Genomic DNA, 24,455 nt, shown 5'->3' with positions numbered 1-24,455 from the left:
TTTATAAGCAGGATGGGTAAACTGCGCACAGCTTTTATCTGGAGAGTCGGCAATGGTCAGCAGTTGGCGCGTGCAGCAAGCCGCACGAGAGATTCGCGCAGGGGCGGTGATTGCCTATCCAACCGAAGCGGTCTGGGGCCTGGGGTGCGATCCGTGGAATGAAGAGGCGGTGGATCGCCTGCTGGCAATCAAGTCACGGTCGGTGGACAAGGGCCTGATCCTGATCGCTGACAACATCCATCAGTTCGATTTCCTCTTCGAGGACTTCCCGGACACCTGGATCGATCGCATGTCCAGCACCTGGCCGGGGCCCAATACCTGGCTGGTGCCCCATCAGAACCTGTTGCCCGAGTGGGTCACCGGGGTCCATGACACGGTGGCGCTGCGGGTCAGCGACCATCCGCTGGTGCGTGAGCTGTGCTCCCTGGTGGGCCCGCTGATTTCCACCTCGGCCAACCCCCAGGGGCGCCCGGCGGCGCGCACGCGGCTGCGCATCGAGCAGTATTTCCGTGGGCAACTGGATCTGGTCCTCAGTGGCAGCCTGGGCGGGCGCAAGAACCCGAGCCTGATCCGTGACCTGGCTACCGGCAAGGTAGTTCGGCCTTCCTGAAGCGCTTCGCCGGCAAGCCGGCTCCTACGATACTCGGTAGGAACCGGCTTGCCGGCGAAGGCGTTCAAGGCAGCAGCACAGTCGAGCCAGTCGTGCGTCGTGCCGACAGTTCGATATGGGCCTTGGCCGCATCCGCCAGGGCGAAGCGCTGGCCAATCTCGATCTTCAGCTTGCCGCTGGCAATCATGCCGAACAGGTCGTCGGCCATGCGCTGCAGGTTCTCGGCATTGTTGGCGTAGCTGGCCAGGGTCGGCCGAGTCACGTACAGCGAGCCCTTGGCCGAGAGAATCCCCAGGTTGACCCCGTCCACTGCGCCAGAGGCGTTGCCGAAGCTGACCATCAGCCCGCGTGGGGCCAGGCAATCCAGGGAGGTCAGCCAGGTGTCCTTGCCCACGCCGTCGTAGACCACCGGGCACTTCTTCCCGCCGGTCAGTTCCAGCACTCGCTGGGCCACGTCTTCATGGCTGTAGTCGATGGTTTCCCAGGCGCCCAGGGCCTTGGCGATGGCGGCTTTTTCCGGCGAGCTGACGGTGCCGATCAGCTTTACCCCGAGGGCCTTGGCCCACTGGCAGGCCAGGGAGCCGACACCGCCGGCAGCGGCGTGGAACAGCACGGTTTCGCCGCCCTGGAGTTCATAGGTCTGGCGCAGCAGGTACTGCACGGTCAGGCCCTTGAGCATGACCCCGGCGGCCTGTTCGAAGCTGATGGCGTCCGGCAGGCGTACCAGGTTGGCTTCGGGCAGCACATGCACATCGCTGTAGGCCCCCAGTGGGCCGCTGCCGTAAGCCACGCGGTCGCCGACCTTGAAACGGGTCACGGCACTGCCTACGGCCTCGACCACGCCCGCGCCTTCGGCCCCCAGGCCTGAAGGCAGGGCGGGCGGTGCGTAGAGACCGCTGCGGAAATAGGTGTCGATGAAGTTCAGGCCGATGGCCTTGTTGCTGACGCGAACCTGTTGCGGGCCCGGTTCCGCCGGTTGGTAATCCACATATTCGAGCACTTCGGGGCCGCCATGGGCGCGGAACTGGATACGTTTGGCCATCTGCATTCTCTCCTCGGACGTGTCGTGAAAGTGCTCTATCGGACTCCTCTGCTTGACCTTCGTCAACTGCGGAGCGCCCCGGCGCGGTGTTATGCTACGCGCCCATTTGCGCCGGCCCGTGCTCCATCCCTAGCGCCGCGTAGCTTTGCCCGATTCAAGGTGATGCCATGACTACCCGCACCGAGGCCGTGAAAGCCTACCTGCTCGACCTGCAAGACCGCATTTGCGCTGCACTGGAAACCGAAGACGGTGGCGCACGCTTCATCGAGGACGCCTGGACCCGGCCTGCCGGTGGTGGCGGGCGTACCCGGGTGATCGGCGACGGTGCAGTGATCGAAAAGGGTGGGGTGAACTTCTCCCATGTATTCGGCAGCGGCCTGCCGCCATCGGCCAGTGCCCACCGGCCCGAGCTGGCCGGCCGTGGCTTCGAGGCCCTGGGCGTGTCCCTGGTGATCCACCCGCACAACCCCCATGTGCCGACTTCCCACGCCAACGTGCGGTTCTTCATCGCCGAGAAGGAAGGCGAAGAGCCGGTCTGGTGGTTCGGCGGCGGTTTCGACCTGACCCCCTACTACGGCAACATCGATGACTGCGTGCACTGGCACCGGGTTGCCGAGCGGGCCTGCGCGCCCTTCGGTGCCGATGTCTACCCGCGCTACAAGGCCTGGTGCGACAGCTATTTCCACATCAAGCACCGCAATGAACCGCGGGGCATCGGCGGCCTGTTCTTCGACGATCTGAACGAATGGGACTTCGACACCAGTTTCGCCTTCATGCGCGCCATTGGCGACGCCTACATCGAGGCCTACCTGCCCATCGTCCAGCGCCGCAAGGCCGCGGCCTACAACGCGCAGCAGCGGGAATTCCAGGAATTTCGCCGGGGCCGCTACGTGGAGTTCAACCTGGTCTACGACCGTGGCACCCTGTTCGGCCTGCAATCGGGCGGGCGCACCGAGTCGATCCTCATGTCGCTGCCGCCACAAGTGCGCTGGGGCTATGACTGGAAGGCCGAGCCGGGCAGCGAAGAAGCGCGCCTGACCGAATACTTCCTGCAGGATCGCGACTGGCTGGCAGCCAGCAACTAAACCGCACCCACTGTGTAGAAGCCGGCTTGCCGGCGAAAAGGCCTTCAAGGCGGATGCGGTTCCTACCCCTGTGTTGAGCAAATGGGATGAGAGATGGATCAGTACGTTGTCTTTGGTAACCCGATCGGCCACAGCAAGTCGCCGCTGATCCATCGGCTGTTCGCCCAGCAGACCGGCCAGCAGCTGGAGTACAACACCCTGCTGGCGCCCCTGGATGATTTCGCCGGCACCGCTCGCAGTTTCTTCGCCCACGGGCGAGGGGCCAATGTCACGGTGCCGTTCAAGGAAGAGGCCTATCGCCTGTGCGACAGCCTGACCGAACGGGCCCAGCGCGCCGGCGCGGTGAACACCCTGAGCAAGCAGGCCGACGGCCGCCTGCTGGGGGACAACACCGACGGCGCCGGGCTGGTGCGCGACCTGAAGGTGAACGCCGGGGTCAGCCTCAAGGGCAAGCGCATCCTTGTGCTGGGGGCTGGCGGCGCGGTCCGTGGTGCCCTGGAGCCGTTGCTGGCCGAGCAGCCGGAGGCCTTGGTAATCGCCAATCGCACCGTGGAAAAGGCTGAGCTGCTGGCGGAGTTGTTCGCCGACCTGGGGCCGGTATCGGCCAGCGGCTTCGACTGGCTGCAGGAATCGGTGGACCTGATCATCAATGCCACCTCCGCCAGCCTTTCGGGCGAGCTGCCGCCGATTGCCGGCAGCCTGATCGAGGCGGGCAAGACCGTGTGCTACGACATGATGTACGCCAAGGAGCCGACGCCGTTCTGCCGCTGGGCCAGTGAACAGGGCGCGGCCCTGGTGCTGGATGGCCTGGGCATGCTGGCCGAGCAAGCGGCGGAAGCCTTCTACCTGTGGCGCGGCGTGCGCCCCGACAGTGCCCCGGTGCTGGCTGAACTGCGTCGTCAGCTGGCGCAGTAACCCCCCTTAGGAGCTGGCTTGCCAGCGAAGGCGGCTTCAAGGCTGGGCCAGGCTCAAGGGCTTATTCGCCGGCAAGCCGGCTCTGACGTCGGGTGTGGGCAAGGCGCCTGCGGGTTCAGTCTTCGAAGTGGATCGGGCAGCGTTCCGGGCCTTCGAGCTTGATCAACTCTTCTTTCACCGTCTGCCGTGCCCGGCGCAGGATCAGGCTACGGTCCTGGCGTTTCAGCCGGCGCGCCTCTTGGTGCAGCATTTCCACCCCTGAGTAGTCGATAAAGTTGATCTGCCGTGCGTCGATCACCAGCCTGGGCGCGTGGCAGCGCTGCATGCGCACCTGCAGGTAATGGCTGGCGCCGAAGAAAATCGAACCGCCGACCCGCAGGATGTCTTCATCGCCTTCGCTGGACTGCTGCACCCGCGGTTGCGAAGTGCGCTTGAGGTAGAAGAACAGCGACGCCAGGACCCCGGCATAGATCGCGGTCTGCAACTCCAGGAGCAGGGTGGCGACGCAGGTCAGGCTCATCACCACGAACTCGGCGCGGCTGACCCGGAACAGCGCGCGAATGCCCCGGTGGTCCACCAGCCCCCAGCAGATCAGCAGGATGCTGCCGGCCATGGCCGGGATCGGGATATGGGCGATCAGCCCGGCGCCGGCCACGGCGAACAGCGCCACCCACAGCGCCGAGAACACCCCGGCCAGGGGCGAGCAGGCGCCGGCCTCGTAGCTCAAGCCGGAGCGGGTGAAGGAGCCCGAGGACAGGTAGCCGGAGAAAAACGCCCCGACCATGTTCGACAGGCCCTGGGCGCGGACTTCCTGGTTGGCGTCCAGCAACTGTTCCGAACGTGCTGACAGCGAGCGGGCAATCGACAGGCTGGTGACCAGCCCGAGCATGCCCACCGCCACTGCACTGGGCAGCAACCGCAGGATCAGTTCCAGGTCCAGGGGCAATGGGCTAAACGGCGGCAGCCGGCCAACGAAGGCGCTGACCAGTTGCACATGGCCAAACACCCCTGGCAGCAGCCATACCACCAGGGCACTGAACACCAGGCTCAGCAGCAGGCCGGGCCAGCGCGGCGCCAGCAGCTTGAAGGCGACCCCCAGCGCCAGGGTGCCCAGTCCCAGCAGCAGCGAAGGCCGGTCCACCTCGCCCAGGTGCTGCAGCAACTGGCTCAGGCTGTTGAGGGCGGTGGCCTGGTTCGGCAGTTCCAGCCCCAGCAGGTTGGGCAACTGGCCCAGGGCGATGACCACCGCCGCGCCGAGGGTGAAGCCCAGCACCACCGAGTGCGAGACGAAGTTCACCAGGGCGCCGAAGCGCAGCATTCCCAGCAGCCACTGGAAGACCCCGGCCAACAGCGTCAGGAGCAGGATCAGGGTGATGTAGTCCTCGGAGGCCGGCACTGCCAGGGGGCTGACGCTGGCATAGAGAACGATGGAAATCGCCGCCGTGGGGCCGCAGATCAGGTGCCACGATGAACCCCACAGGCAGGCGATCAGCACCGGGACTATGGCCGCGTATAGCCCGTACTCCGGGGGCAGGCCGGCGATCAGGGCATAGGCGATGGATTGCGGCAGAGCGAGGATCGCGCCGCTCAGGCCCACCAGCAGGTCACGGCCGACGCTGGCCCGGGTCTGGCGCGGCAGCCAGCTCAGCAAAGGCAGGAGAGATTGGCGGTCGGGCCAGGCCATGGTTCCTCACGGGTGGGTTGATTCGGTGGGCCAGGGTAAAGCATTGCCAGGCTTTGGGTGCAGGAGCCGGCTTGCCGGCGAATGGCCGGCGCACCTCGGGCTACAACCTGCTCTTCACCGCTGCCAGGGCCTCTTTGTCATCAATGGTTCGCACTCCCTCCAGCCATTGCTCCAGCACTGCCGGGTGGGCCTTGATCCAGGCCTTGGCGGCCTCGGTGTTGCTGAGTTTGCTGTTGACCACCGCGGCCATGATGCTGTTCTCCATCTCCGGGGTGAACCGCAGGTTGCCCAGCAGTTTGCCGACGTTCGGGCAAGCCTGTGCATAACCCTTGCGGGTCAGGGTGTAGACGCTGCCGCTGGCGCCGAAGTACTTTTCGCCGCCGGTCAGGTAGCGCATCTTCAACTGCACGTTCATCGGGTGTGGGGTCCAGCCGAGGAAGGTGATGAAGCGCTGCTTTTTCGTGGCCCGGGACACTTCGGCGAGCATTGCCTGTTCACTGGACTCGATCAGCTTCCACTGGCCCAGGTTGAACTGGTTGCTCTTGATGATTTCCTGCAGCGACAGGTTGGCCGGCGCGCCGGAGCCGATGCCGTAGAGCTTTTTGTCGAACTTGTCGGCGAACTTGTCCAGGTCGGCAAAATCATGCACTCCGGCCTCCCACACATAGTCCGGCACCGCCAGCGTGAACTCGGTCCCTTCCAGGTTCTTGGCCAGCTGGGTGACGTCGCCATTGGCCACGAACTTGTCATGGAAGCCTTGCTGCGCCGGCATCCAGTTACCCAGGAATACATCCACCCGGCCATCCTTCAGACCCCCGAAGGTGATGGGCACGGCCAGGGTGTCGATCTTCGCCTTGTAGCCCATGCCGTCCAGCAGGAAGCCGGTGATGGCATTGGTGGCGGCGATATCGCTCCACCCCGGGTCGGCCATCTTCACGGTCTCGCACGAGTCGGCCCAAGCGGATGCGCTGCCCAGGGCCAGAAGCCCGAGCGTCAGTGCTGTGGATAACCTTTGCATGCTTTTCCCCTTACGTTTTATTGGTTTTGGCAGGGTTGTGGATAACGGGCCTTGCGCTCCAGGTCATCGAGGTCGATGTGGTTGCGCATGTACTGCTGGCTGGCGTCTACCAGCGGCTGGTGGTCCCAGCTCTTGAGTTTGCCCCGGCTCAGCGCCTCGGCCACCAGCCGGCGGCGGCGCTGGCTGGCCAGGACCTGTTGGTGAATGCGCGGAATGTCCCACTTGGCGCGGGCCTCTGCCAGGAACGCGGCGAACAGCGGCCGATGCTCGGGCGACTGGCCAAGGTCGCAGCGCTCTTGCGGGTCGTGGTGCAGGTCGAAGAGTAGGCAGGGGTCGTCTTCGCTGTAGATGAACTTGTAGGCACCGCGGCGAATCATCATCAGCGGGCCGATGGTGCCTTCGGCCATGTATTCGCCGAACACCTCGTCGTGCCCGCCCTGCCCTTGCAAGTGCGGGACCAGGGAGCGGCCATCCAGCGGCAGGTCGGGATCGACCCGGCCGCCGGCCAGCTCTACCAGGGTCGGCAGCAGGTCGGCGGTGGAGACAGCGGCGCTGACCCGGCCGGCAGTGAACTGCCCCGGTGCACAGATCAGCAGCGGTACCCGGGCGGCCATTTCAAACCAGTGCATTTTGTACCAGAGGCCGCGCTCGCCGAGCATGTCGCCGTGGTCGCCGGAAAACACGATCAGCGTGTCGTCCGCCAGCCCGGTGTCTTCCAGGGTCTGCAGCAGCTTGCCGACGTTGCTGTCGATGTAGCTGCAGGCGCCGAAGTAGGCGCGGCGCGCGTCGCGGATCTTATCCACAGGCAAGGGCTTGTCCCACAGGTCGTAGACCTTGAGCAGGCGCTGGGAATGCGGATCCAGCTCGCTTTGGGGCGGGGTCTGCGGCAGTGGAATCTGGTCGTCGCGGTACAGGTCCCAGAAGGCCCTGGGAATGGTGTACGGATCGTGGGGGTGGGTCATGGAGACGGTGAGGCAGAACGGCTGGTCGCCGGCCTCGCGCACATGGTCGAACAGGTATTGCTGGGCCTTGAACACCACCTCCTCGTCGAAATCCAGCTGGTTGGTGCGTACACAGGGGCCGGCCTGCAGTACCGAGGACATGTTGTGGTACCAGCTGGGGCGCACATCGGGCTGGTCCCAGTTCACCGCCCAGCCATAGTCGGCGGGGTAGATATCGCTGGTCAGGCGCTCTTCATAGCCGTGCAACTGGTCCGGGCCGCAGAAGTGCATCTTGCCCGAGAGCGCAGTGCGGTAGCCCAGGCGCCGCAGGTAGTGGGCGTAGGTAGGCACGTCGGCGGGGAAGTCCGCGGCGTTGTCGTAGGCGCCGATCCGGCTGGGCAACTGGCCGCTGACCAAAGTGAAGCGCGAGGGTGCGCACAAGGGGCTGTTGCAGTAGGCGGCGTCGAAGACCACGCCCTGGGCGGCCAGCCGGCTGAGGTGAGGCAGCTTGATCGGCGAGGATCCGTAGAACGGCAGCAAGGGTGCGGCCATCTGATCGGCCATGATGAAAAGAATGTTCTTGCGCTTCATGGATTCGCGGCATTCCATAGTCGATGGTTATGCGAAAGTGCTGCAATCGAGCATGGATCCCATGCCGTTGGTGGTAAAGCCCATGTACAGCAATGACTAGGATAAGCACAGCTTATGTATGAAGCCCTTGGCGACCTGTCCCTGGACCTGCTCCGAGTGTTCGAAGCAGCCGCGCGCCTGCGCAGCTTCACCGCCGCGGCGGTGGAACTGGGCACCACCCAGCCGGCTATCAGTCAGCAGATCAAGCGCCTGGAGGAACAGCTGGGGGTGCGCCTGTTCGACCGCATCTACCGGGGCATAGAGCTGACCGAGTCTGCAGCCTTGTTGCTGGATCAGGTCCAGGCCGGCCTGCAGAGCATCGATGCCGGCCTCAGCGCCCTCAGCCAGCAGCATCAGCATGAGGTGCTGCAGGTGGCCACGGATTTCGCTTTCGCCGCCTATTGGCTGATGCCCCGCCTGCATCGCTTTCATGAGGCCAACCCCCAGGTGGATGTGAGCCTGGTCACCAGCGAGCGCAGCCACAGCATGCTGCGCAGCGATATCGACGTGGCGGTGCTGTTCGGCGACGGGCGCTTCAGGCAGGGGGAAAGCCACTGGCTGTTCAGCGAAGAAGTGTTTCCGGTGTGCAGCCCGCTGCTGCTCAAGGACCGTGCTGCGCCGCTGCCCGCCCCTTCCCTGCTGGAACTGCCGCTGCTGCACCTGCGGGGTGAAGGCAGCAACCACTGGTTCGACTGGAGCGGGGTATTTCGCGAGCTGGGCCTTGCGGGTGCGCCGGCCCCAGGGCAATTGCGCTTCGACAATTACACCCTGCTGATCCAGGCAGCCATCGGCGGCCAGGGCGTGGCCATCGGCTGGCGTCACCTGGTGGATGACCTGCTGGAGCAGGGCCTGCTGTGCCGGCCCATCGCCGAGAGCGCGCTGTCCGCCTACGGCTATTACGTGGTGCTGCCCCAGCGCAAGCGCCGCGGCCCGCTGATCCAGCGTTTCGTCGACTGGCTGATGAGCGAGCAGGCCGGCAGCGCCCAGAGCCTCAAGGGCCTGGCGCTGCCGTCCATTGCCCGCTAGGTGGCGGCCTGGGGTTGGGTGGCGATGAAACTCACATGCTCGCGCAGGTGCAGATTCAGGCGCAGCTCGTCGCTGATGCCGATTGCCACGCCGTTGAGCCGTCGCAGCGGCTCGGCAAGCCCCGGCTCGAGGCTGTCGCCAACCTGGTTGAAATGCTCGATACCCAGCCCGGCCACGCCCCGCGGCGCGTTGATCAGGGTCCAGTCCAGCGCGCTGCTGCGCAGTGCATCGAGGATTTCCTGCGCGGCATGGTGAGGCAGGCTGGTGCTGGAGGGCGGGTTGTCGAGAACGCTGAACTCCCCCACCAGCATCAACCTACGGATGCCGGCGCCCTGCATGCCTTCGATCAGGGCATCCACTGCCCGTACCTGGTTCACCGGGTCGGGGGCCTGGCCGGGCGTGGTGCTGCCGGGCAGATCGGGGGCATCCAGCAGGCAGATCACCGCCGAGCTACCGGCTACGCTCTGCTTGACCCGGTCCGGGTCGAACAGGTCGCCGCCCTTGGCGCGCAGGCCTGGGCGCGGGGCCAGCGCGGTGAGGTCGTCGAGAATGGCGATCACCTCATGCTGGCGCCTCAGGCTCTCTGCCATCAACGCACTGCCCAGGCTGCTCATGGCACCATAGAGCACCAGTTTGACCACCGGAGTTTCGGCATTTTTCATGGCCTGGCTTCCTTATTTTCCACAGGTACCGGTTGTGACCTGTGGCGAGCCTTGAGGGTTCGTCTTGATTGCGAGGGTTTGCATGCAACGGATCAAGGGCTACCACGCCCATGTCTACTTTGACGCCAGCACCATCGACCAGGCTCGGGCCTTGTGCGAACGGGCGGCGCAGCTGTTCGAACTGAAAATGGGCCGGGTCCACGAGCGGCCGGTGGGGCCGCATCCGGACTGGAGCTGCCAGTTGGCGTTCGGCCCCGAGGTGTTTGCCCAAGTGGTGCCGTGGCTGGCCCTCAATCGCCAGGGGCTGGTGGTGTTCCTGCATCCGGATACCGGTGATGACCTGCTGGACCACACCGACCATGCGATCTGGATGGGGGCTATGCGGCCACTGGACCTGAGGGGGTTCTGAGGGCGACGGACCGCCGGCAAGCCGGCTCCTGCAGGGGCCGGCCGGTCGGGTGAGGTCAGTAGAGCACGCCGTCGAGGATCTCGTAGACGATGCCGGTGCCCACGGCGATCAGCACGATGTCGCCCCCCATGCGTCGCCATTCGTACCCCGGGTACACCGGCAGGCGCGACAGGGCCCGGGGCTCCAGGCGTTCGCCGTAGTAGCCGCGCGGCAGTGGCTGGCCGCGCACCAGGTGGATGCCGGGAGGCGGCGGCGCGCCCCGGACGAAGTAGCCGTGGTTGTCGCGGATGGTCTGGCGCACCGGGCCGAAATCCTGTGGCGGGCCGCCGCGGCGATCATCCCCCGGGCCACGGTGCTCGTTGCCACGGTTGTCCCAATGGCCCTGTTGTGGCCCGCCACGATCATAGCCGCCGCGCTCGTCGGCCATGACCTGCAGCAACGGGCTGGCGCTGAGCATCAGCACCGCGGCACCGGCAATCAGACGTTTGGGCATTTTCATCAGGTATTCCTCGCAACACACAGCAAAAAGGGGTTCGCCACCTTGGTCGCGAACCCCCGGGTCTTGCTGTTTAGTCTGTGTCTCGAGGCGCTAATTCCTCTGTATCAGGAACTTTACCCTCAGCTGACGCGGGCCTTACGTACGCCCTCGGACAGCGCCGCACACAGGCTCAGCACCCCATCCACCGCCTGCTCGGCAGACTCGGCGCTGGCGATGTGGTCGATCAGCGCCGAGCCCACTACCACGCCGTCGGCCAGGCGAGCGATGGCGGCTGCCTGCTCCGGAGTACGGATGCCGAAACCGATGCTGATGGGCAGGTCGGTGTGGCGACGCAGGCGGGCCACGGCCTCTTCCACATGTTCCAGGGTGGCGGCGCCGGCCCCGGTCACCCCGGCCACCGAGACGTAGTAGACAAAGCCTGAGCTGCCGTCGAGCACCTTCGGCAGGCGCGCGTCGTCGGTGGTCGGGGTGGTCAGGCGGATGAAGTCGATACCGGCGGCCTGGGCCGGGTCGCACAGTTCGCTGTTATGTTCCGGCGGCATGTCCACCACGATCAGGCCATCGACACCGGCGGCCTTGGCGTCGGCGATGAAGCGCGGCACGCCGTAGTGGTGGATCGGGTTGAAGTAGCCCATGAGCACCAGCGGGGTGTCGCTGTTGCCTTCGCGGAACTCGCGAACCATCTGCAGGGTTTTCGCCAGGTTTTGCTTGGCCCCCAGGGCACGGATGTTGGCCAGCTGGATCGCCGGGCCGTCGGCCATCGGGTCGGTGAAGGGCATGCCCAGTTCGATCACGTCGGCGCCCGCTGCGGGCAGGCCCTTGAGGATCGCCAGGGAGGTGTCGTAGTTCGGGTCGCCGGCGGTGACGAAGGTTATCAGGGCGGCGCGATTCTGTTCTTTAAGCTGTGCGAAGCGGGTTTGCAGGCGGCTCATCAGTGTTTCTCCTGCTGGGACTGTTGCATGTGGTGCATGACGGTCTGCATGTCTTTGTCGCCACGGCCCGAGAGGTTGACCACCATCAGGTGATCCTTGGGCAGGGTTGGCGCGCGCTTGAAGACTTCGGCCAGGGCATGGGCGCTTTCCAGGGCCGGGATGATGCCCTCCAGGCGGCAGCACTGGTGGAACGCGGCCAGGGCTTCGTCGTCGGTCACCGAGGTGTATTCGACGCGGCCGATATCGTGCAACCAGGCGTGTTCCGGGCCGATGCCGGGGTAGTCGAGGCCGGCGGAAATCGAGTGGGCGTCGATGATCTGGCCATCGTCGTCCTGCAGCAGGAAGGTGCGGTTGCCGTGCAGTACGCCGGGTACGCCGCCGTTGAGGCTGGCGGCATGCTTGCCGGTCTCGATGCCGTAGCCGGCGGCTTCGACGCCGATGATCTCGACGCTCTTGTCGTCAAGGAACGGGTGAAACAGGCCCATGGCGTTGGAACCGCCACCGATGCACGCCACCAGGCTGTCCGGCAGGCGGCCTTCCTGGGCTTGCATCTGCTCGCGGGTCTCCTTGCCGATGACCGCCTGGAAGTCGCGGACCATGGCCGGGTACGGGTGCGGGCCGGCGACGGTGCCGATCAGGTAGAAGGTGCTGTCGACGTTGGTCACCCAGTCACGCAGGGCTTCGTTCATCGCGTCCTTCAGGGTGCCGGTGCCGGCCACCACCGGGATCACTTCGGCGCCCAGCAGCTTCATGCGAAATACGTTGGCCTGTTGGCGCTCGATGTCGGTGGTGCCCATGTAGATCACGCAATCCAGGCCAAAACGCGCGGCCACGGTGGCGGTGGCCACGCCATGCATGCCGGCGCCGGTCTCGGCGATGATGCGTTTCTTGCCCATGCGCCGCGCCAGCAGGATCTGGCCGATGCAGTTGTTGATCTTGTGCGCGCCGGTGTGGTTCAGCTCTTCACGCTTGAGGTAGATCTTGGCGCCGCCGCAGTGCTCGGTCAGGCGTTCGGCGAAGTACAGCGGGCTGGGGCGGCCCACGTAATCGCGCTGGAAGTAGGCCAGTTCCTTGAGGAATTCGGGATCCTCCTTGGCCTTTTCGTATTCGCGGGCCAGGTCGAGGATCAGCGGCATCAGGGTTTCGGCCACGTAACGGCCGCCGAATGCGCCGAACAGGCCGTTGTCGTCAGGGCCATTGCGTAATTGGGACTGGGTCATTGCAGCGCTCCCGGGGGAAGTTTGGAGAAAGAAGGCCTGGTGGAAAGACCGCTTCGTAGAAACACAATGGAGCCCACTCTACCCCTGACATCCGATGCTGAAAACCGATAAGATCGCCGCAACCTGTCAGAAAAACTCACAGATAAAATGAGCCGCGACCTGCCTCCCCTGAATGCCCTGCGGGCCTTCGAAGCCACTGCCCGGCTCAATAGCGTCAGCCAGGCGGCCGAACAGCTGCACGTCACCCACGGCGCGGTCAGCCGGCAGTTGAAGGTGCTTGAAGAACACCTGGGGCTGAGCCTTTTCGTCAAGGAAGGCCGTGGCCTTAAACTCACAGATGCCGGCATTCGCCTGCGCGATGCCAGCAGCGAGGCCTTCGAGCGCCTGCGGGATGTCTGCGCCGAGCTGACCCAGGGCAGCGCCGATGCGCCCTTTGTCCTGGGCTGTTCCGGAAGCCTGCTGGCGCGCTGGCTGATCCCGCGCCTGGGGCGCCTGAACGCCGACCTGCCGGACCTGCGCCTGCACCTTTCGGCCGGTGAAGGCGACCTCGACCCCCGGCGCCCGGGCCTGGATGCCTTGCTGGTCTTTGCCGAGCCGCCCTGGCCGGCGGACATGCAGGTCTATGAACTGGCCAGCGAACGCATCGGCCCGGTGCTCAGCCCGCGCTACGCCGGTTATCCACGCCTGCGGCAGGCGCCGGCTGGCGTCCTGGCCAGCGAGGCCCTGCTGCACACCACTTCCCGCCCTCAGGCCTGGCCCAGTTGGGCACGGCGCAACGACCTGAATCCCGAAACGTTGAAGTACGGGCAGGGTTTCGAGCATCTGTATTATTTGCTGGAGGCGGCCGTGGCGGGCCTGGGGGTGGCAATTGCCCCGCAGCCGCTGGTGGCCGAGGACTTGCTGGCGGGCAGGCTGGTTGCGCCCTGGGGTTTTTCCGACACCCCGGGGCAACTGGCGCTGTGGTTACCCAAGCGCGCCGCTGATGGGCGCGCCCGGCAATTGGCGCAGTGGCTGGAAAACGAACTGCGCCAGCAGCTTTAGTCGCCGCGCTTGCACAGCAGATAGGCGGCCAGCAGGCCGATGGCACCCACGGCAACCCCGGCGGTGGTCCAGGGGTGTTCCTGGGCATAGTCGCGGGTCGCGATCCCGGTTTCACGGGTTTTCACTTTGACTTCTTCATAGGCATCGCTGAGCAGGCTGCGCGAATGCTTCAGCGCGCTTTCGGCATTGCTCTTGAGCGCCTTGAGGGTCTTGCGCGACTCGTCGGACGCATCGTCCTTCAGGCTTTCCAGCGATTTGAGCAGGCTGGAGATCTCGGCTTCCATACTTTCCAGTGAGGCTTTGCGTAACGAGGTGTTGGCCATGTCGGCTCTCCTGCAGGGTGGTGAATGGGCTGTGTAGGTTCCGACTGCGGCGTGTTGGGAAAGTGCAGAAAATCTGAACTTAGCCTTGGGCGCAGGCGCCACAAGTAATAAGAAAAATCACTGCTAGGCTGTAATTCACAGCTAAAAAGGAGAGCGCCATGACTGATCATCACACTTACAAGAAAGTCGAACTGGTGGGTTCGTCGCCGAACAGCATCGAAGATGCGATCAACAACGCGCTGGCGGAAGCGCACAAGAGCATCAAGCACCTGGAATGGTTCGAAGTGACTGAGACCCGGGGCCATATCAAGGACGGCAAAGCGGCGCATTTTCAGGTCACGCTCAAGGTGGGCTTCCGAATTGCCAATAGTTGAAGGCTTGAGCTAGGCTCTGGAACTTGTGCGCTGGCCGAGTGCCATAGGAAATGGCAAAGCGCTACAAGTGTCTTGAGCCTCTGTCAGGCAGGCGTCAATGCCGCCTCTTTTGATCCGACCAGGGAATGTGACCGATGAAAAAACTAGTATTAGCTGCTGCTTTGTTGAGTCTTGCGGGAACAGCCCTTGCCGCTGGCAAGCCGTGCGAAGAACTCAAGAGCGAGATTGCCGCCAAGATCGACGCCAACGGCGCCACGCACTACTCGCTGGAAGTGGTGGACAAGGGCGCGGCGGCGGATGGCAAGGTAGTCGGCTCCTGCGAAGCCGGTACCAAGGAAATTGTCTACAAGCGCGGTTGAGCCTTGTGGATGGTCAAAAAAAAGCCGACGCAGAACGTCGGCTTTTTCATGCCTGTCGTTTCAGCCTTTCATCACCTGTGACAGCAGCTCGTAGGAGTGCAGCCGATCGGCGTGTTCGTACAGATCGCAGGTGAAGATCAGCTCATCGGCTCCGGTCTGCTCGATCAGCACCTGCAGCTTGGCGCGGATTTTCGCCGGGCTGCCGACCATCGCCAGGCCGAGGAAGCTGGCAACCGCTTCCTTCTCATGGGGCAGCCACAGGCCGTCCATGCTTTGCACCGGTTTGCGCTGGACCAGGCTATGGCCACGCATCAGCGCCAGTATGCGCTGGTACACCGAAGTCGCCAGGTAATCGGCCTGTTCGTCGGTGTCGGCTGCCACCAGCGGCACGCCAAGCATCACATAGGGCTTGTCGAGCACCGCCGAAGGCTTGAAGTGGTTGCGGTAGACGCGAATCGCCTCGTGCAGGTAGCGCGGTGCGAAATGCGAGGCGAAGGCGTAAGGCAAGCCCCGTTCCCCGGCCAGTTGTGCACTGAACAGGCTGGAGCCCAGCAGCCATACCGGCACGTTGGTGCCGGTGCCCGGCATGGCGATCACCCGTTGTTCGGGGGTACGCGGGCCCAGGTAGGCCATCAGTTCGGCCACGTCCTCAGGGAAATCGTCGGCGCTGCCGGAACGTTCCCGGCGCAGGGCGCGGGCGGTCATCTGGTCGGAACCCGGGGCGCGGCCCAGTCCCAGGTCGATGCGCCCCGGGTACAGGCTTTCCAGGGTGCCGAACTGTTCGGCGATCACCAGGGGCGCGTGGTTGGGCAGCATGACCCCGCCGGAACCGACACGAATGGTCGAAGTACCGCCCGCCAGGTAGCCGATCAGCACCGAGGTGGCGGAACTGGCGATACCGTCCATGTTGTGGTGCTCGGCGACCCAGAAGCGCGTGTAACCGAGCTTCTCCACATGCTGCGCCAGGTCCAGGGAGTTGCGCAGGGACTGCCCCGGGCTGCCGTTTTCACGCACGGGCACCAGGTCGAGGGTCGAGTATTTAACAGCGGACAGCGGTTTCATAAGCCTGCTTCTCCTTGGGGTGCGCAGGCTTTTGTCATGAGCCAAAACCTGCCGAAGTCTGTAAGTCAGATCTATGCAATGTGGGCATATACCCGAGTTTCAATAGCCTGAGTGAATTTGTCGGGTAAACGGGCATCGGCGACAACGGCTGAACTTTGCCATCGGATCTATCCTCAGAACCCTTAGGCAACAAAAAACATCAGGGTGCGAACTTTCGCACCGGTTCTTGAGGAGAAAGCGATGAGCATCAAAAAGAAAGCCTCGGCGCACTGGGAAGGTGACCTGAAAACCGGCATTGGCTCGATCTCGACCGAAACCGGCGTGTTGCGTGAGGCGCCCTACGGCTTCAAGGCGCGTTTCGAAGGCGGCAAGGGCACCAACCCGGAGGAACTGATTGGCGCGGCCCATGCGGGCTGTTTCTCCATGGCCTTTTCCATGATCCTTGGCGAGGCCGGGCTCAAGGCGGACAGCATCGACACCCAGGCAGAAGTGACCCTGGACCAGGTCGATGGCGGCTTTGCCATTACCGCGGTGCACCTGATCCTCAAGGCGAAGATCCCCGGTGCCAGCCAGCAGCAGTTCGATGAGCTGAGCAAGAAGGCCAAGGAAGGGTGCCCGGTGTCCAAGGTGCTCAACGCCAAGATCAGCCTGGATGCGACGCTGCTGAGTTGAGGCAACTGCTTGGCCGGCAAGCCGGCTCCTGCAACGGTCCGTAGGAGCGGGCTTGTCGGCGAATGCGCCTGTGCGGCGGACAAGCACCTGTGGTCGAATACGCGACTGCGGCTTCAGCGCACCCCCGTGTGCACCGCAGCAAGGGAGCTTTAGATCATGAAACGTTTTGCCTTGGCGGTTGTTAGTTGTGCGCTGGCCACATCGGCCCTGGCCGCGCCCAAGCCCTGCGAGGAACTCAAGGCCGAGATCGAAGCCAAGATCCAGGCCCAGGGCGTACCTTCCTACACCCTGGAAATCGTTACCAACGACGAGGTCCACGACAACAACATGGTGGTCGGCAGCTGTGAAAACGGCACCAGGAAGATCATCTATCAGAAGAACGATCGCTGACCCGACTCAGGGCACGCAGTTGATCATGCGCTCCTCGGCGACTATTTCGCGTTGGGCGTTGTACAGCCGGGCGCTGGGGGTGAACCCCAGGTTGCGCGCCTCCAGGCGATAGCGCTGGCCGGCCTGGAAATGGTCGTAGCGCAGGCTCAGGTAGCACAGGCGCTCCTGGGGATCGTTGTTCATGCCCATGCCGCCGGCGAACACTTCGAAATCGAAGCGCACCATCAATTCGTGGCTGCCGGGGCTGACCTGGAAGAAGCGCCCGTCGTCCAGGCGCTGGTTGTCCAGGCGTTCGGCCATGACCAGCTTGCCCCCGGGCGTCGGGGTGGCCAGGTCGATCCAGGCCTGTTGCGGATCGACGCCCGGCAGGGGCGTGGTGCAGGCGCTGAGGGTGCCAAGGGCGAGAAACAGTAGAAATGGACGCATGACTGGGGCCGAGTGAGCGAGAGGCCCTCAGCATAGCGCCGTTCAACTGCGCTGGCAGCCTGCCGGCCGGGCTTTGTCGAGCAGGGTGTGCTGCTCGTCGTAGAGCCTGGCCCAGGGGTGGAAACCGATGTTCCCGGCCTGTACCTGGTAGCGCTGGCCGGCGCCGAAATCCTTGAATTTCACATTCAGCTGGCAATCGCGCCACAGCGGCTCGGCGTCTGGCCCGATGTTGCTCGGTTGCACGGCGAACTGGTAGCGCAGGGTCAGTTCATGGCTGCCGGGCTGGACCTGGAAATAGCGCGGATCATCGATGTTCTTGGCGTCCACCTCCAATGCCTGCAGGTGGGTGTCCCGGGGCGGAGCCAGGTCGACCCAGGCCTGGGCCGGGTCGGGGTCGGGCAGGCCGGCGCAACCGCCGAGGGTCAGCAGGCCGGTGGTCAACAGCAACACGCGCATGGCGAAACTCCAGGCTGGCGAGATAGTCTTGCGGACAGACTCTCTGTGGATGATTCGATTTGACTAGGCCGTGTTCAAGCCATGGGTTACTTGATCCTCTTTTACGGTTTTTGTTTCCGGCACTGATGCTTTTGCTGCTCAACGGTTGCAGCAGCGTCGGTTATTACAGCCAACTGGCCAGTGGCCAATTGCAGCTGCTGCGAGCCCGTGTGCCGGTGGCGCAAGTCGTCGCCGACCCGAGCTGCGATGCGAGCCTGCGCGCCCATCTGGCCCAGTCGCAGCAGGCACGCCGCTTTGCCAGCGAGCACCTGCACCTGCCGGACAACCGCAGCTATCGGCTGTACGTCGACATCGGGCGGCCCTATGTGGTGTGGAACGTGTTCGCCACCCCGGAGTTTTCCCTGAACCCGCAAACCCACTGCTTTCCCATTGCCGGTTGCGTGGCTTACCGCGGCTATTACAGCCAGGGCGCGGCCCGGGGCGAGGCGGCGTTGCAGCAGTTGAAGGGCATGGACGTGGCGATCGGCGGGGTCGAGGCCTATTCCACCCTGGGCTGGTTCGACGACCCGATCATCAGTTCGATGATGCACTGGGGCGACGAGCGCCTGGCGACTCTGATCTTCCACGAGCTGGCGCACCAGCGCTTCTATGTGAAGGACGACACCGAGTTCAACGAGTCCTACGCCACCTTCGTCGAGCAGGAAGGCACCCGCCAGTGGCGCGCCTATCGCGGGCTGGCGCCATTGAGCGACGGCGAGTTGCGCCAGCGTGACCAGTTCACCCAGCTGGTGCTCGATACCCGCAAGCGCCTGGAGCAGCTTTATGCCCTGCCCTTGCCCGCCGAGCAGATGCGCCAGCGCAAGGCCGCGGAGTTCGAGCGCATGCGCAGCGAGTATCGGCAGTTGCGCGACAGCCAATGGGCGGGTTCCAAGCGCTATGACGCCTGGATCAACGCCCCGCTAAACAACGCCCGGCTGCTGCCCTTCGGCCTGTATGACCAATGGGTGCCGGCGTTTGCCGCCTTGTTCAGGCAGGTGAAGGGGGACTGGCCGGCATTCTTCGCCGCCGTGGAGACGCTGGGACGTTTGCCGGCCGAGGAGCGCAAGGCGGCCCTGATCCGGTTGCAGGACACCGTCGCCCTGGCGCCGGCTCCTGCTTCGGGCCTGTAGCAGCCGGCTTGCCGGCGAAGCCTCTGCCCTAACGCGGCAAAAACGCCTGGTGCAGCTCGCCCAGGGTCTGGAAGTGATATGCCGGGGCTTCGGCAGTCAATTCCTCATGGCTGCCAAAGCCATAACCCACCGCCGCCGCATCCAGCCCGTTGCGCCTGGCGCCGATCAGGTCGTGCTTGCGGTCGCCGATCATCAATGTGCTGGCAGGGTCGAGTTGCTCCTGCTCCAGCAGATGGGCGATCAGCTCCACCTTGTCGGTGCGGGTGCCGTCCAGTTCGCTGCCGTAGATCACCTTGAAGTGCTTGGCGAAGTCGAAGTGACGGGCGATCTCCCGGGCGAAGACCCAGGGCTTGGAGGTCGCGATGTACAGTTGCCGCCCTTGCCCGCCGAGGGTTTCCAGCAGCGGCGTGACGCCATCGAAGACGCGGTTTTCATACAGGCCGGTGACCTTGAAGCGTTCGCGATAGAAGTTCACCGCTTCCCAGGCCCGGGCCTCGTCGAAGCCGTAGAACTGCATGAAGGCCTGCAACAGCGGCGGGCCGATGAAGTGTTCCAGTTTGCTCAGGTCCGGCTCGTCGATGCCCAGTTTGCCCAGGGCGAACTGGATCGAACGGGTGATGCCCTCGCGAGGGTCGGTGAGGGTGCCGTCGAGGTCGAACAGTACGGTTTGGTAATGCATGGGGATTCCTGGGCTGTGCAAGGGGGGGTCAGGGCCGGTCGTAGCCTTCGGCCAGGTGCAGGTCCTTGAGCCTCACGTAGTTGGCGGCGCTGTAGGTGAAGAAGGCGCGCTCCTTGTCGGTCAGCGGGCGCGCCTGTTTCACCGGGCTGCCGACATACAGGAAGCCGCTTTCCAGGCGCTTGCCCGGCGGCACCAGGCTGCCGGCGCCGACTATCACATCGTCCTCCACCACCGCGCCATCCATGACAATGCTGCCCATGCCGATCAGCACCCGGCTGCCGATGCTGCAACCGTGGAGCATGACCTTGTGGGCGATGGTCACGTCGTCGCCGATCAGCAGCGGGAAGCCGTCGGGGTTGAACGGGCCGGCGTGGGTGATGTGCAGCACGCTGGCGTCCTGCACGCTGGTGCGCGCGCCGATGCGGATGCGGTGCATGTCGCCGCGGATCACGGTCAGCGGCCAGACCGAGCTGTCGGCGCCGATTTCCACGTCGCCGATGACCACCGCCGAGTGGTCGACAAAGGCCCGCTCGCCCAGGTTCGGGGTGTGGTTCTGGTAGCTGCGAATGGCCAAGTGCGAATGCCTCTCTGAGATTTATTAATGGGGGCTATAGCTGCGGTGGGCGTCGATTGTAATTAAGATGGCTCAATGTTTCTTCCAGCCAAGGTGCCCACCGTGAGTGTGAACAACCCTCTTCTGCAGCCCTACGACCTGCCGCCGTTCTCGGCGATCCGCGCCGAGCATGTGCAACCGGCCATCGAACAGATCCTGGCTGACAACCGCGCCGCCATCGCTGACATCCTCAAGACCCAAGCCACCCAGCCGACCTGGGCTGGCCTGGTGCTGGCCATGGACGAGCTCAATGATCGCCTGGGCGCTGCCTGGAGCCCGGTCAGCCACCTCAACGCAGTGTGCAACAGCGCCGAACTGCGTGAAGCCTACGAGGCCTGCCTGCCGGCCCTGAGCGCCTATTCCACGGAAATGGGCCAGAACCGCGAGCTGTTCCAGGCCTTCGACGCCCTGGCCAAGAGCCCGGAAGCCGCCGGTTTCGACGTGGCGCAGAAGACTATCCTCGAACACTCCCTGCGGGACTTCCGCCTGTCGGGCATCGACCTGCCGCCCGAGCAGCAAAAGCGTTATGCCGAGGTGCAGAGCAAGCTTTCCGAGCTGGGCAGCCGGTTCTCCAACCAGCTGCTGGATGCCACCCAGGCCTGGACCAAGCACATCACCGACGAAGCCGCCCTGGCCGGCCTGACCGACTCGGCCAAGGCGCAAATGGCTGCCGCCGCCCAGGCCAAGGACCTGGAAGGCTGGCTGATCACCCTGGAATTCCCCAGCTACTACGCAGTGATGACCTACGCCCAGGACCGTGCCCTGCGCGAAGAAGTCTATGCCGCCTACAGCACCCGCGCGTCGGACCAGGGCCCTAACGCCGGCCAGAATGACAACGGTCCGGTGATGGAAGAAATCCTCGACCTGCGTCAGGAGTTGGCCAAGCTCCTGGGTTTCGCCAGCTTCTCCGAGTTGAGCCTGGCCACCAAGATGGCCGAGTCCAGCGACCAGGTGCTCAGCTTCCTGCGGGACCTGGCCAAGCGCAGCAAGCCGTTTGCCGCCCAGGACCTGGAGCAGCTCAAGGCCTACGCCGCCGAACAGGGTTGCCCCGACCTGCAAAGCTGGGACAGCGGTTTCTACGGCGAGAAGCTGCGTGAGCAGCGCTACAGCGTTTCCCAGGAAGCCCTGCGCGCCTATTTCCCCATCGACAAGGTGCTGAGCGGGCTGTTCGCCATTGTCCAGCGCCTGTACGGCATCGAGATCGCCGAGCAGAAAGGTTTCGATACCTGGCACCCGGACGTGCGCCTGTTCGAGATCAAGGAAAACGGCCAGCACGTCGGCCGCTTCTTCTTCGACCTCTATGCCCGCGCCAACAAGCGCGGCGGTGCCTGGATGGACGGTGCCCGCGATCGCCGTCGCACGCTGGACGGGGTATTGCAAAGCCCGGTAGCCAACCTGGTGTGCAACTTCACCCCGGCGGTCAGCGGCAAGCCGGCCTTGCTGACCCACGATGAAGTCACCACCCTGTTCCACGAATTCGGCCACGGCCTGCACCACCTGCTGACCCGGGTCGAGCACGCCGGAGTGTCCGGGATCAACGGCGTGGCCTGGGACGCCGTCGAGCTGCCGAGCCAGTTCATGGAAAACTGGTGCTGGGAGCCGGAAGGCCTGGCACTGATCTCCGGCCACTATGAAAGCGGCGAACCGCTGCCCCAGGACCTGCTGCAGAAGATGCTGGCGGCGAAGAACTTCCAGTCCGGGCTGATGATGGTGCGCCAGCTGGAATTTTCCCTGTTCGACTTCGAACTGCACGCCACCCACGGCGACGGCCGCAGCGTGCTGCAAGTGCTGGAAACCGTGCGCGACGAAGTCTCGGTGATGCGCCCGCCGGCCTACAACCGCTTCCCCAACAGCTTCGCGCACATCTTCGCCGGCGGTTACGCCGCGGGGTACTACAGCTACAAGTGGGCGGAAGTGCTGTCGGCCGACGCCTTCTCCAGGTTCGAGGAAGAGGGTGTGCTCAATTCGGCCACCGGGCGTGCGTTCCGCGAGGCGATCCTGGCCCGTGGCGGCTCCCAGGAGCCTATGGTGCTGTTCGTCGATTTCCGCGGACGCGCGCCGTCGATTGACGCACTCTTGCGCCACAGCGGCCTCAGCGAGGACGCGGCAGCATGAGTGACGCACCCGTGAAGACCAAGAAACGCTTTATCGCCGGGGCGGTATGCCCGGCGTGCAGTGAGCAGGACAAGCTGATGATGTGGAGTGAGGACGATGTGCCTCATCGCGAGTGCGTGGCCTGTGGCTACTCCGACACCCTCAACGAACAGGGGCTGTCGGTGCCCAAGGAACTCGGGACCCGGGTCAACAGCGCGACGCCCAAGGTGGCGGACATCAAGGTGCAATCGGTGCAGTTTTTCCCCAACCCCAAGTTGAAGAAAAAGACTGACTGACCCCGCAGTAAAAAGCCGGCTCCCCTCCAGGAGCCGGCTTGCCGGCGAAGCGCTTCGCCCCCCTTCTTTCGATCCCTGGGTTTTCGCAAGCAGGCTCGCTCCTACACAGGGTGTGGCGCTCAGTTGCTCAGCGGCTTGGTCGCGCTCACCGTCTCGAACCAGCTCTTCACCGAACAGGTGGCGAATACGCTGGTGCTGCAATCGCCATTGGCCAGGGCGGTGCGCAGTTTGTCGACATCGGCCTGCATCATGTAGCGAATGCCATCCTTGAAGTGGGAACTGTCGCCGTACCCACCCTGGGTCATTTCATTCAGCGCTTCTTCTTTGCTCCAACCCTGGATCACCACCCGGTACATGGCCGACATCAGGCCGGTGCGGTCCGAACCATGCTTGCAGTGCATCAGCACCGGGCCTTGGGCTTCGGCGCTCTGGATCGCGCGCAGGGCCTTGAGCACATCGGCGTCGTCCACATGGTTGGTGCGATAAGGCAACTGCACCTGGTTGATGCCTGGTGCCGACAGCCAGCTGGCGTCGGATTCCGGCAGGAAGTTGATCACCGTTGCCACCTTGAGCTGCTGCAGCAGCGGCACCGCGCCTTTGTCCGGCAGGGCGCTGCGATACAGGGTCGGGGACATCTGGTACAGGTTGTACTGCTTTTCCACTGGCTGCGCCCATTGGTCCGGGCGGCTGGAGGGGGCCTCTGCGGCTTGTACCTGTGGCCCGGCCAGCAGCGCCAGCAACGACAGGCAAAGGGCCGGGATGAAACGAATGCTCGACATGCGCGGGATCACCGATGAGGGGATTCAATGCCGCGCAGTATCGATTTGCCGGGGTCAAAGCCCCGTGAGCCCTCTGTCAAAGAATCGTGAAGCTGATCCGCTTTTTCCGGCGGTTTCTGATCTTTTTTCCGCCTGAAACGATTCATCTGGATGCTTAGCCTGCTACCATTTGTAACTAAAGTTTGCTGATGTGTTCATAAAACCGGGTCTTCCCGGCCTTTTGCGTTGCCAAAACACAAAGTCGCGCCATGACGCGGCTGACCAATCCATCAATGCCTGATGAGGTGCACCCATGTCTGATCAAGATCGAGACAACCCGCGGCGTGAGTTCTTGCGTAAATCCCTGACCTTGATCCCTGTGGTCACCGTCGCCAGCACCGGCCTGGGCGGCTCCCTGCTGGCGGCTGCACCTGAAACGGCTGCCGCTGCCACACCGGCCACGCCGGGCAAGCAGCCCGCCGGCAGCGGCCAGGGCTATGAGCCGGGCTATTTCACCGCCGAGGAGTGGGCCTTCATCAAGGCCGCGGTGGAACGCCTGATCCCGGCCGATGAAATGGGCCCGGGCGCCCTGGAAGCTGGCGTGCCGGAATACATCGACCGGCAGATGAATACCCCCTACGCCGCTGGCGCCCTGTGGTACATGCAAGGCCCGTTCAAGGCCGATGCCGCACCGGAGATGGGCTGGCAGAGCAAACTGGTGCCCAAGGACATCTATCGCCTGGGCATTGCCGCCACGGATGCGTGGTGCAAAGAGCTCAAGGGGCAAACATTTGCTGTGCAAGACAGCGCTACCCGAGACGACTTGCTCAAGCAACTGGAGGCCGGAACCCCGCAGTTCGACGCGGTCCCGGCCAAGCTTTTCTTCAATCTGCTGTTGCAGAACACCAAGGAAGGCTTCTTCAGCGATCCGATCCACGGGGGCAATAAAGGCCTGGTGGGCTGGACCCTGATCGGCTTTCCCGGCGCTCGCGCCGATTTCATGGATTGGGTGGAACGCAACGAGCAATACCCCTTCCCGGCTGTATCGATTCGCGGCGAGAGGGCTTGAG

Annotated in this window: 29 protein-coding genes; 14 read left to right on the top strand and 15 right to left on the bottom strand. The window is 64.2% G+C overall.

Annotated elements, in window-relative coordinates; all coding sequences use genetic code 11:
* Positions 1-52 precede the first annotated feature (52 nt).
* Positions 53-610, top strand: a complete 558-nt coding sequence (locus A9971_RS16940) for an L-threonylcarbamoyladenylate synthase (RefSeq protein WP_011058414.1) — start codon at positions 53-55, stop codon at positions 608-610.
* 64 nt (positions 611-674) lie between these two features.
* On the opposite strand, the gene A9971_RS16935 is transcribed toward A9971_RS16940, so the two are convergent.
* Positions 675-1,652 carry an NADPH:quinone reductase gene (locus tag A9971_RS16935; protein ID WP_026020270.1) on the bottom strand — a complete coding sequence of 326 codons (978 nt, stop codon included), beginning with the start codon at positions 1,650-1,652 and terminating at the stop codon, positions 675-677.
* Between the two features lie 167 nt (positions 1,653-1,819).
* Between A9971_RS16935 and hemF the strand changes: the two genes are divergently transcribed.
* Positions 1,820-2,737, top strand: a complete 918-nt coding sequence (gene hemF, locus A9971_RS16930) for an oxygen-dependent coproporphyrinogen oxidase (RefSeq protein WP_183001278.1) — start codon at positions 1,820-1,822, stop codon at positions 2,735-2,737.
* Between the two features lie 93 nt (positions 2,738-2,830).
* On the top strand, positions 2,831-3,652 hold the full coding sequence (aroE, locus tag A9971_RS16925; RefSeq protein ID WP_015633620.1) for a shikimate dehydrogenase: 822 nt from the start codon (positions 2,831-2,833) through the stop codon (positions 3,650-3,652).
* Between the two features lie 115 nt (positions 3,653-3,767).
* On the opposite strand, the gene A9971_RS16920 is transcribed toward aroE, so the two are convergent.
* The 3 genes from A9971_RS16920 to betC form a co-directional block, all read right to left on the bottom strand.
* On the bottom strand, positions 3,768-5,336 hold the full coding sequence (locus A9971_RS16920; RefSeq protein WP_123472569.1) for a SulP family inorganic anion transporter: 1,569 nt from the start codon (positions 5,334-5,336) through the stop codon (positions 3,768-3,770).
* Positions 5,337-5,436: 100 nt separating this feature from the next.
* Entirely contained in the window at positions 5,437-6,354 is a 918-nt protein-coding gene (gene choX, locus A9971_RS16915) for a choline ABC transporter substrate-binding protein (RefSeq protein WP_183001279.1), read from the bottom strand.
* A 17-nt stretch (positions 6,355-6,371) separates the two neighbouring features.
* Positions 6,372-7,886, bottom strand: a complete 1,515-nt coding sequence (betC, locus tag A9971_RS16910) for a choline-sulfatase (RefSeq protein WP_183001280.1) — start codon at positions 7,884-7,886, stop codon at positions 6,372-6,374.
* A gap of 114 nt (positions 7,887-8,000) precedes the next feature.
* Here betC and A9971_RS16905 point away from each other — a divergent pair, with 114 nt between their 5' ends.
* On the top strand, positions 8,001-8,951 hold the full coding sequence (locus A9971_RS16905) for a choline sulfate utilization transcriptional regulator (RefSeq protein WP_183001281.1): 951 nt from the start codon (positions 8,001-8,003) through the stop codon (positions 8,949-8,951).
* On the opposite strand, the gene A9971_RS16900 is transcribed toward A9971_RS16905, so the two are convergent.
* A complete protein-coding gene (locus A9971_RS16900; protein WP_041774015.1) occupies positions 8,948-9,613 on the bottom strand; it encodes an NAD(P)-dependent oxidoreductase in 666 nt (221 codons plus the stop codon). The two genes, A9971_RS16905 and A9971_RS16900, sit on opposite strands and share 4 nt — an antisense overlap.
* Before the next feature lie 82 nt (positions 9,614-9,695).
* Between A9971_RS16900 and A9971_RS16895 the strand changes: the two genes are divergently transcribed.
* On the top strand, positions 9,696-10,022 hold the full coding sequence (locus A9971_RS16895; protein ID WP_011058423.1) for a DOPA 4,5-dioxygenase family protein: 327 nt from the start codon (positions 9,696-9,698) through the stop codon (positions 10,020-10,022).
* A 55-nt stretch (positions 10,023-10,077) separates the two neighbouring features.
* On the opposite strand, the gene A9971_RS16890 is transcribed toward A9971_RS16895, so the two are convergent.
* The 3 genes from A9971_RS16890 to trpB form a co-directional block, all read right to left on the bottom strand.
* Positions 10,078-10,521 (bottom strand): anti-virulence regulator CigR family protein, encoded by a 444-nt coding sequence (locus A9971_RS16890; RefSeq protein WP_183001282.1) that lies wholly within the window; start codon positions 10,519-10,521, stop codon positions 10,078-10,080.
* Between the two features lie 119 nt (positions 10,522-10,640).
* Positions 10,641-11,453, bottom strand: a complete 813-nt coding sequence (gene trpA, locus A9971_RS16885; protein WP_183001283.1) for a tryptophan synthase subunit alpha — start codon at positions 11,451-11,453, stop codon at positions 10,641-10,643.
* Positions 11,453-12,673, bottom strand: a complete 1,221-nt coding sequence (gene trpB / locus A9971_RS16880; protein ID WP_015633628.1) for a tryptophan synthase subunit beta — start codon at positions 12,671-12,673, stop codon at positions 11,453-11,455. The genes trpA and trpB overlap by 1 nt, the downstream gene beginning before the upstream one ends.
* A gap of 147 nt (positions 12,674-12,820) precedes the next feature.
* Between trpB and A9971_RS16875 the strand changes: the two genes are divergently transcribed.
* The gene (locus A9971_RS16875) at positions 12,821-13,714 is read left to right on the top strand and encodes a LysR family transcriptional regulator (protein ID WP_011058427.1); all 894 of its coding nucleotides are present in this window, start codon (positions 12,821-12,823) and stop codon (positions 13,712-13,714) included.
* Here the strand turns inward: A9971_RS16875 and A9971_RS16870 are convergent.
* Positions 13,711-14,037, bottom strand: coding sequence for a YqjD family protein (locus tag A9971_RS16870; protein ID WP_011058428.1), 327 nt, complete (start codon positions 14,035-14,037; stop codon positions 13,711-13,713). The genes A9971_RS16875 and A9971_RS16870 overlap by 4 nt on opposite strands.
* A 158-nt stretch (positions 14,038-14,195) precedes the next feature.
* Between A9971_RS16870 and A9971_RS16865 the strand changes: the two genes are divergently transcribed.
* Complete coding sequence (locus tag A9971_RS16865) at positions 14,196-14,411, top strand: dodecin (RefSeq protein ID WP_011058429.1); 216 nt, start codon at positions 14,196-14,198, stop codon at positions 14,409-14,411.
* 134 nt (positions 14,412-14,545) lie between these two features.
* Positions 14,546-14,770 carry a DUF1161 domain-containing protein gene (locus A9971_RS16860; protein WP_011058430.1) on the top strand — a complete coding sequence of 75 codons (225 nt, stop codon included), beginning with the start codon at positions 14,546-14,548 and terminating at the stop codon, positions 14,768-14,770.
* Positions 14,771-14,830: 60 nt separating this feature from the next.
* On the opposite strand, the gene A9971_RS16855 is transcribed toward A9971_RS16860, so the two are convergent.
* A complete protein-coding gene (locus A9971_RS16855; RefSeq protein ID WP_183001284.1) occupies positions 14,831-15,832 on the bottom strand; it encodes an LLM class flavin-dependent oxidoreductase in 1,002 nt (333 codons plus the stop codon).
* Between the two features lie 240 nt (positions 15,833-16,072).
* On the opposite strand from A9971_RS16855, the gene A9971_RS16850 reads away from it, so the two are divergent.
* Together A9971_RS16850 and A9971_RS16845 are read left to right on the top strand one after the other, a co-directional pair.
* Complete coding sequence (locus tag A9971_RS16850; RefSeq protein WP_011058432.1) at positions 16,073-16,504, top strand: OsmC family protein; 432 nt, start codon at positions 16,073-16,075, stop codon at positions 16,502-16,504.
* A gap of 156 nt (positions 16,505-16,660) precedes the next feature.
* A complete protein-coding gene (locus A9971_RS16845) occupies positions 16,661-16,894 on the top strand; it encodes a DUF1161 domain-containing protein (protein WP_011058433.1) in 234 nt (77 codons plus the stop codon).
* Between the two features lie 6 nt (positions 16,895-16,900).
* On the opposite strand, the gene A9971_RS16840 is transcribed toward A9971_RS16845, so the two are convergent.
* Together A9971_RS16840 and A9971_RS16835 are read right to left on the bottom strand one after the other, a co-directional pair.
* A complete protein-coding gene (locus tag A9971_RS16840) occupies positions 16,901-17,320 on the bottom strand; it encodes a hypothetical protein (RefSeq protein ID WP_011058434.1) in 420 nt (139 codons plus the stop codon).
* Positions 17,321-17,362: 42 nt separating this feature from the next.
* Complete coding sequence (locus tag A9971_RS16835) at positions 17,363-17,776, bottom strand: hypothetical protein (RefSeq protein ID WP_011058435.1); 414 nt, start codon at positions 17,774-17,776, stop codon at positions 17,363-17,365.
* 59 nt (positions 17,777-17,835) lie between these two features.
* On the opposite strand from A9971_RS16835, the gene A9971_RS16830 reads away from it, so the two are divergent.
* A complete protein-coding gene (locus A9971_RS16830; RefSeq protein ID WP_183001285.1) occupies positions 17,836-18,945 on the top strand; it encodes an aminopeptidase in 1,110 nt (369 codons plus the stop codon).
* 28 nt (positions 18,946-18,973) lie between these two features.
* Here A9971_RS16830 and A9971_RS16825 read toward each other — a convergent pair whose 3' ends face one another.
* Both A9971_RS16825 and A9971_RS16820 read right to left on the bottom strand, forming a co-directional pair.
* Positions 18,974-19,624: an HAD family hydrolase gene (locus A9971_RS16825; RefSeq protein WP_011058437.1), complete on the bottom strand. Its 651-nt coding sequence runs from the start codon at positions 19,622-19,624 to the stop codon at positions 18,974-18,976.
* A 28-nt stretch (positions 19,625-19,652) separates the two neighbouring features.
* Positions 19,653-20,198 carry a gamma carbonic anhydrase family protein gene (locus A9971_RS16820; RefSeq protein WP_183001286.1) on the bottom strand — a complete coding sequence of 182 codons (546 nt, stop codon included), beginning with the start codon at positions 20,196-20,198 and terminating at the stop codon, positions 19,653-19,655.
* 102 nt (positions 20,199-20,300) lie between these two features.
* On the opposite strand from A9971_RS16820, the gene prlC reads away from it, so the two are divergent.
* Together prlC and A9971_RS16810 are read left to right on the top strand one after the other, a co-directional pair.
* A complete protein-coding gene (gene prlC / locus A9971_RS16815) occupies positions 20,301-22,352 on the top strand; it encodes an oligopeptidase A (protein WP_011058439.1) in 2,052 nt (683 codons plus the stop codon).
* Complete coding sequence (locus A9971_RS16810; RefSeq protein WP_011058440.1) at positions 22,349-22,627, top strand: YheV family putative zinc ribbon protein; 279 nt, start codon at positions 22,349-22,351, stop codon at positions 22,625-22,627. Before prlC ends, A9971_RS16810 begins: the two co-directional genes overlap by 4 nt.
* Before the next feature lie 119 nt (positions 22,628-22,746).
* Here A9971_RS16810 and A9971_RS16805 read toward each other — a convergent pair whose 3' ends face one another.
* Positions 22,747-23,406, bottom strand: a complete 660-nt coding sequence (locus tag A9971_RS16805; protein ID WP_019095605.1) for a tyrosine-protein phosphatase — start codon at positions 23,404-23,406, stop codon at positions 22,747-22,749.
* Positions 23,407-23,698: 292 nt separating this feature from the next.
* On the opposite strand from A9971_RS16805, the gene A9971_RS16800 reads away from it, so the two are divergent.
* Entirely contained in the window at positions 23,699-24,454 is a 756-nt protein-coding gene (locus A9971_RS16800) for a gluconate 2-dehydrogenase subunit 3 family protein (RefSeq protein ID WP_019095606.1), read from the top strand.
* The last annotated feature ends 1 nt before the right edge of the window (position 24,455 follow it).

Source organism: Pseudomonas sp. UME65 (assembly GCF_014170225.1).
Lineage (GTDB): Bacteria > Pseudomonadota > Gammaproteobacteria > Pseudomonadales > Pseudomonadaceae > Aquipseudomonas > Aquipseudomonas protegens.
Note: the sequence above shows the minus strand (reverse complement) of the source record. Positions and strands in the feature narration are given on the sequence as shown.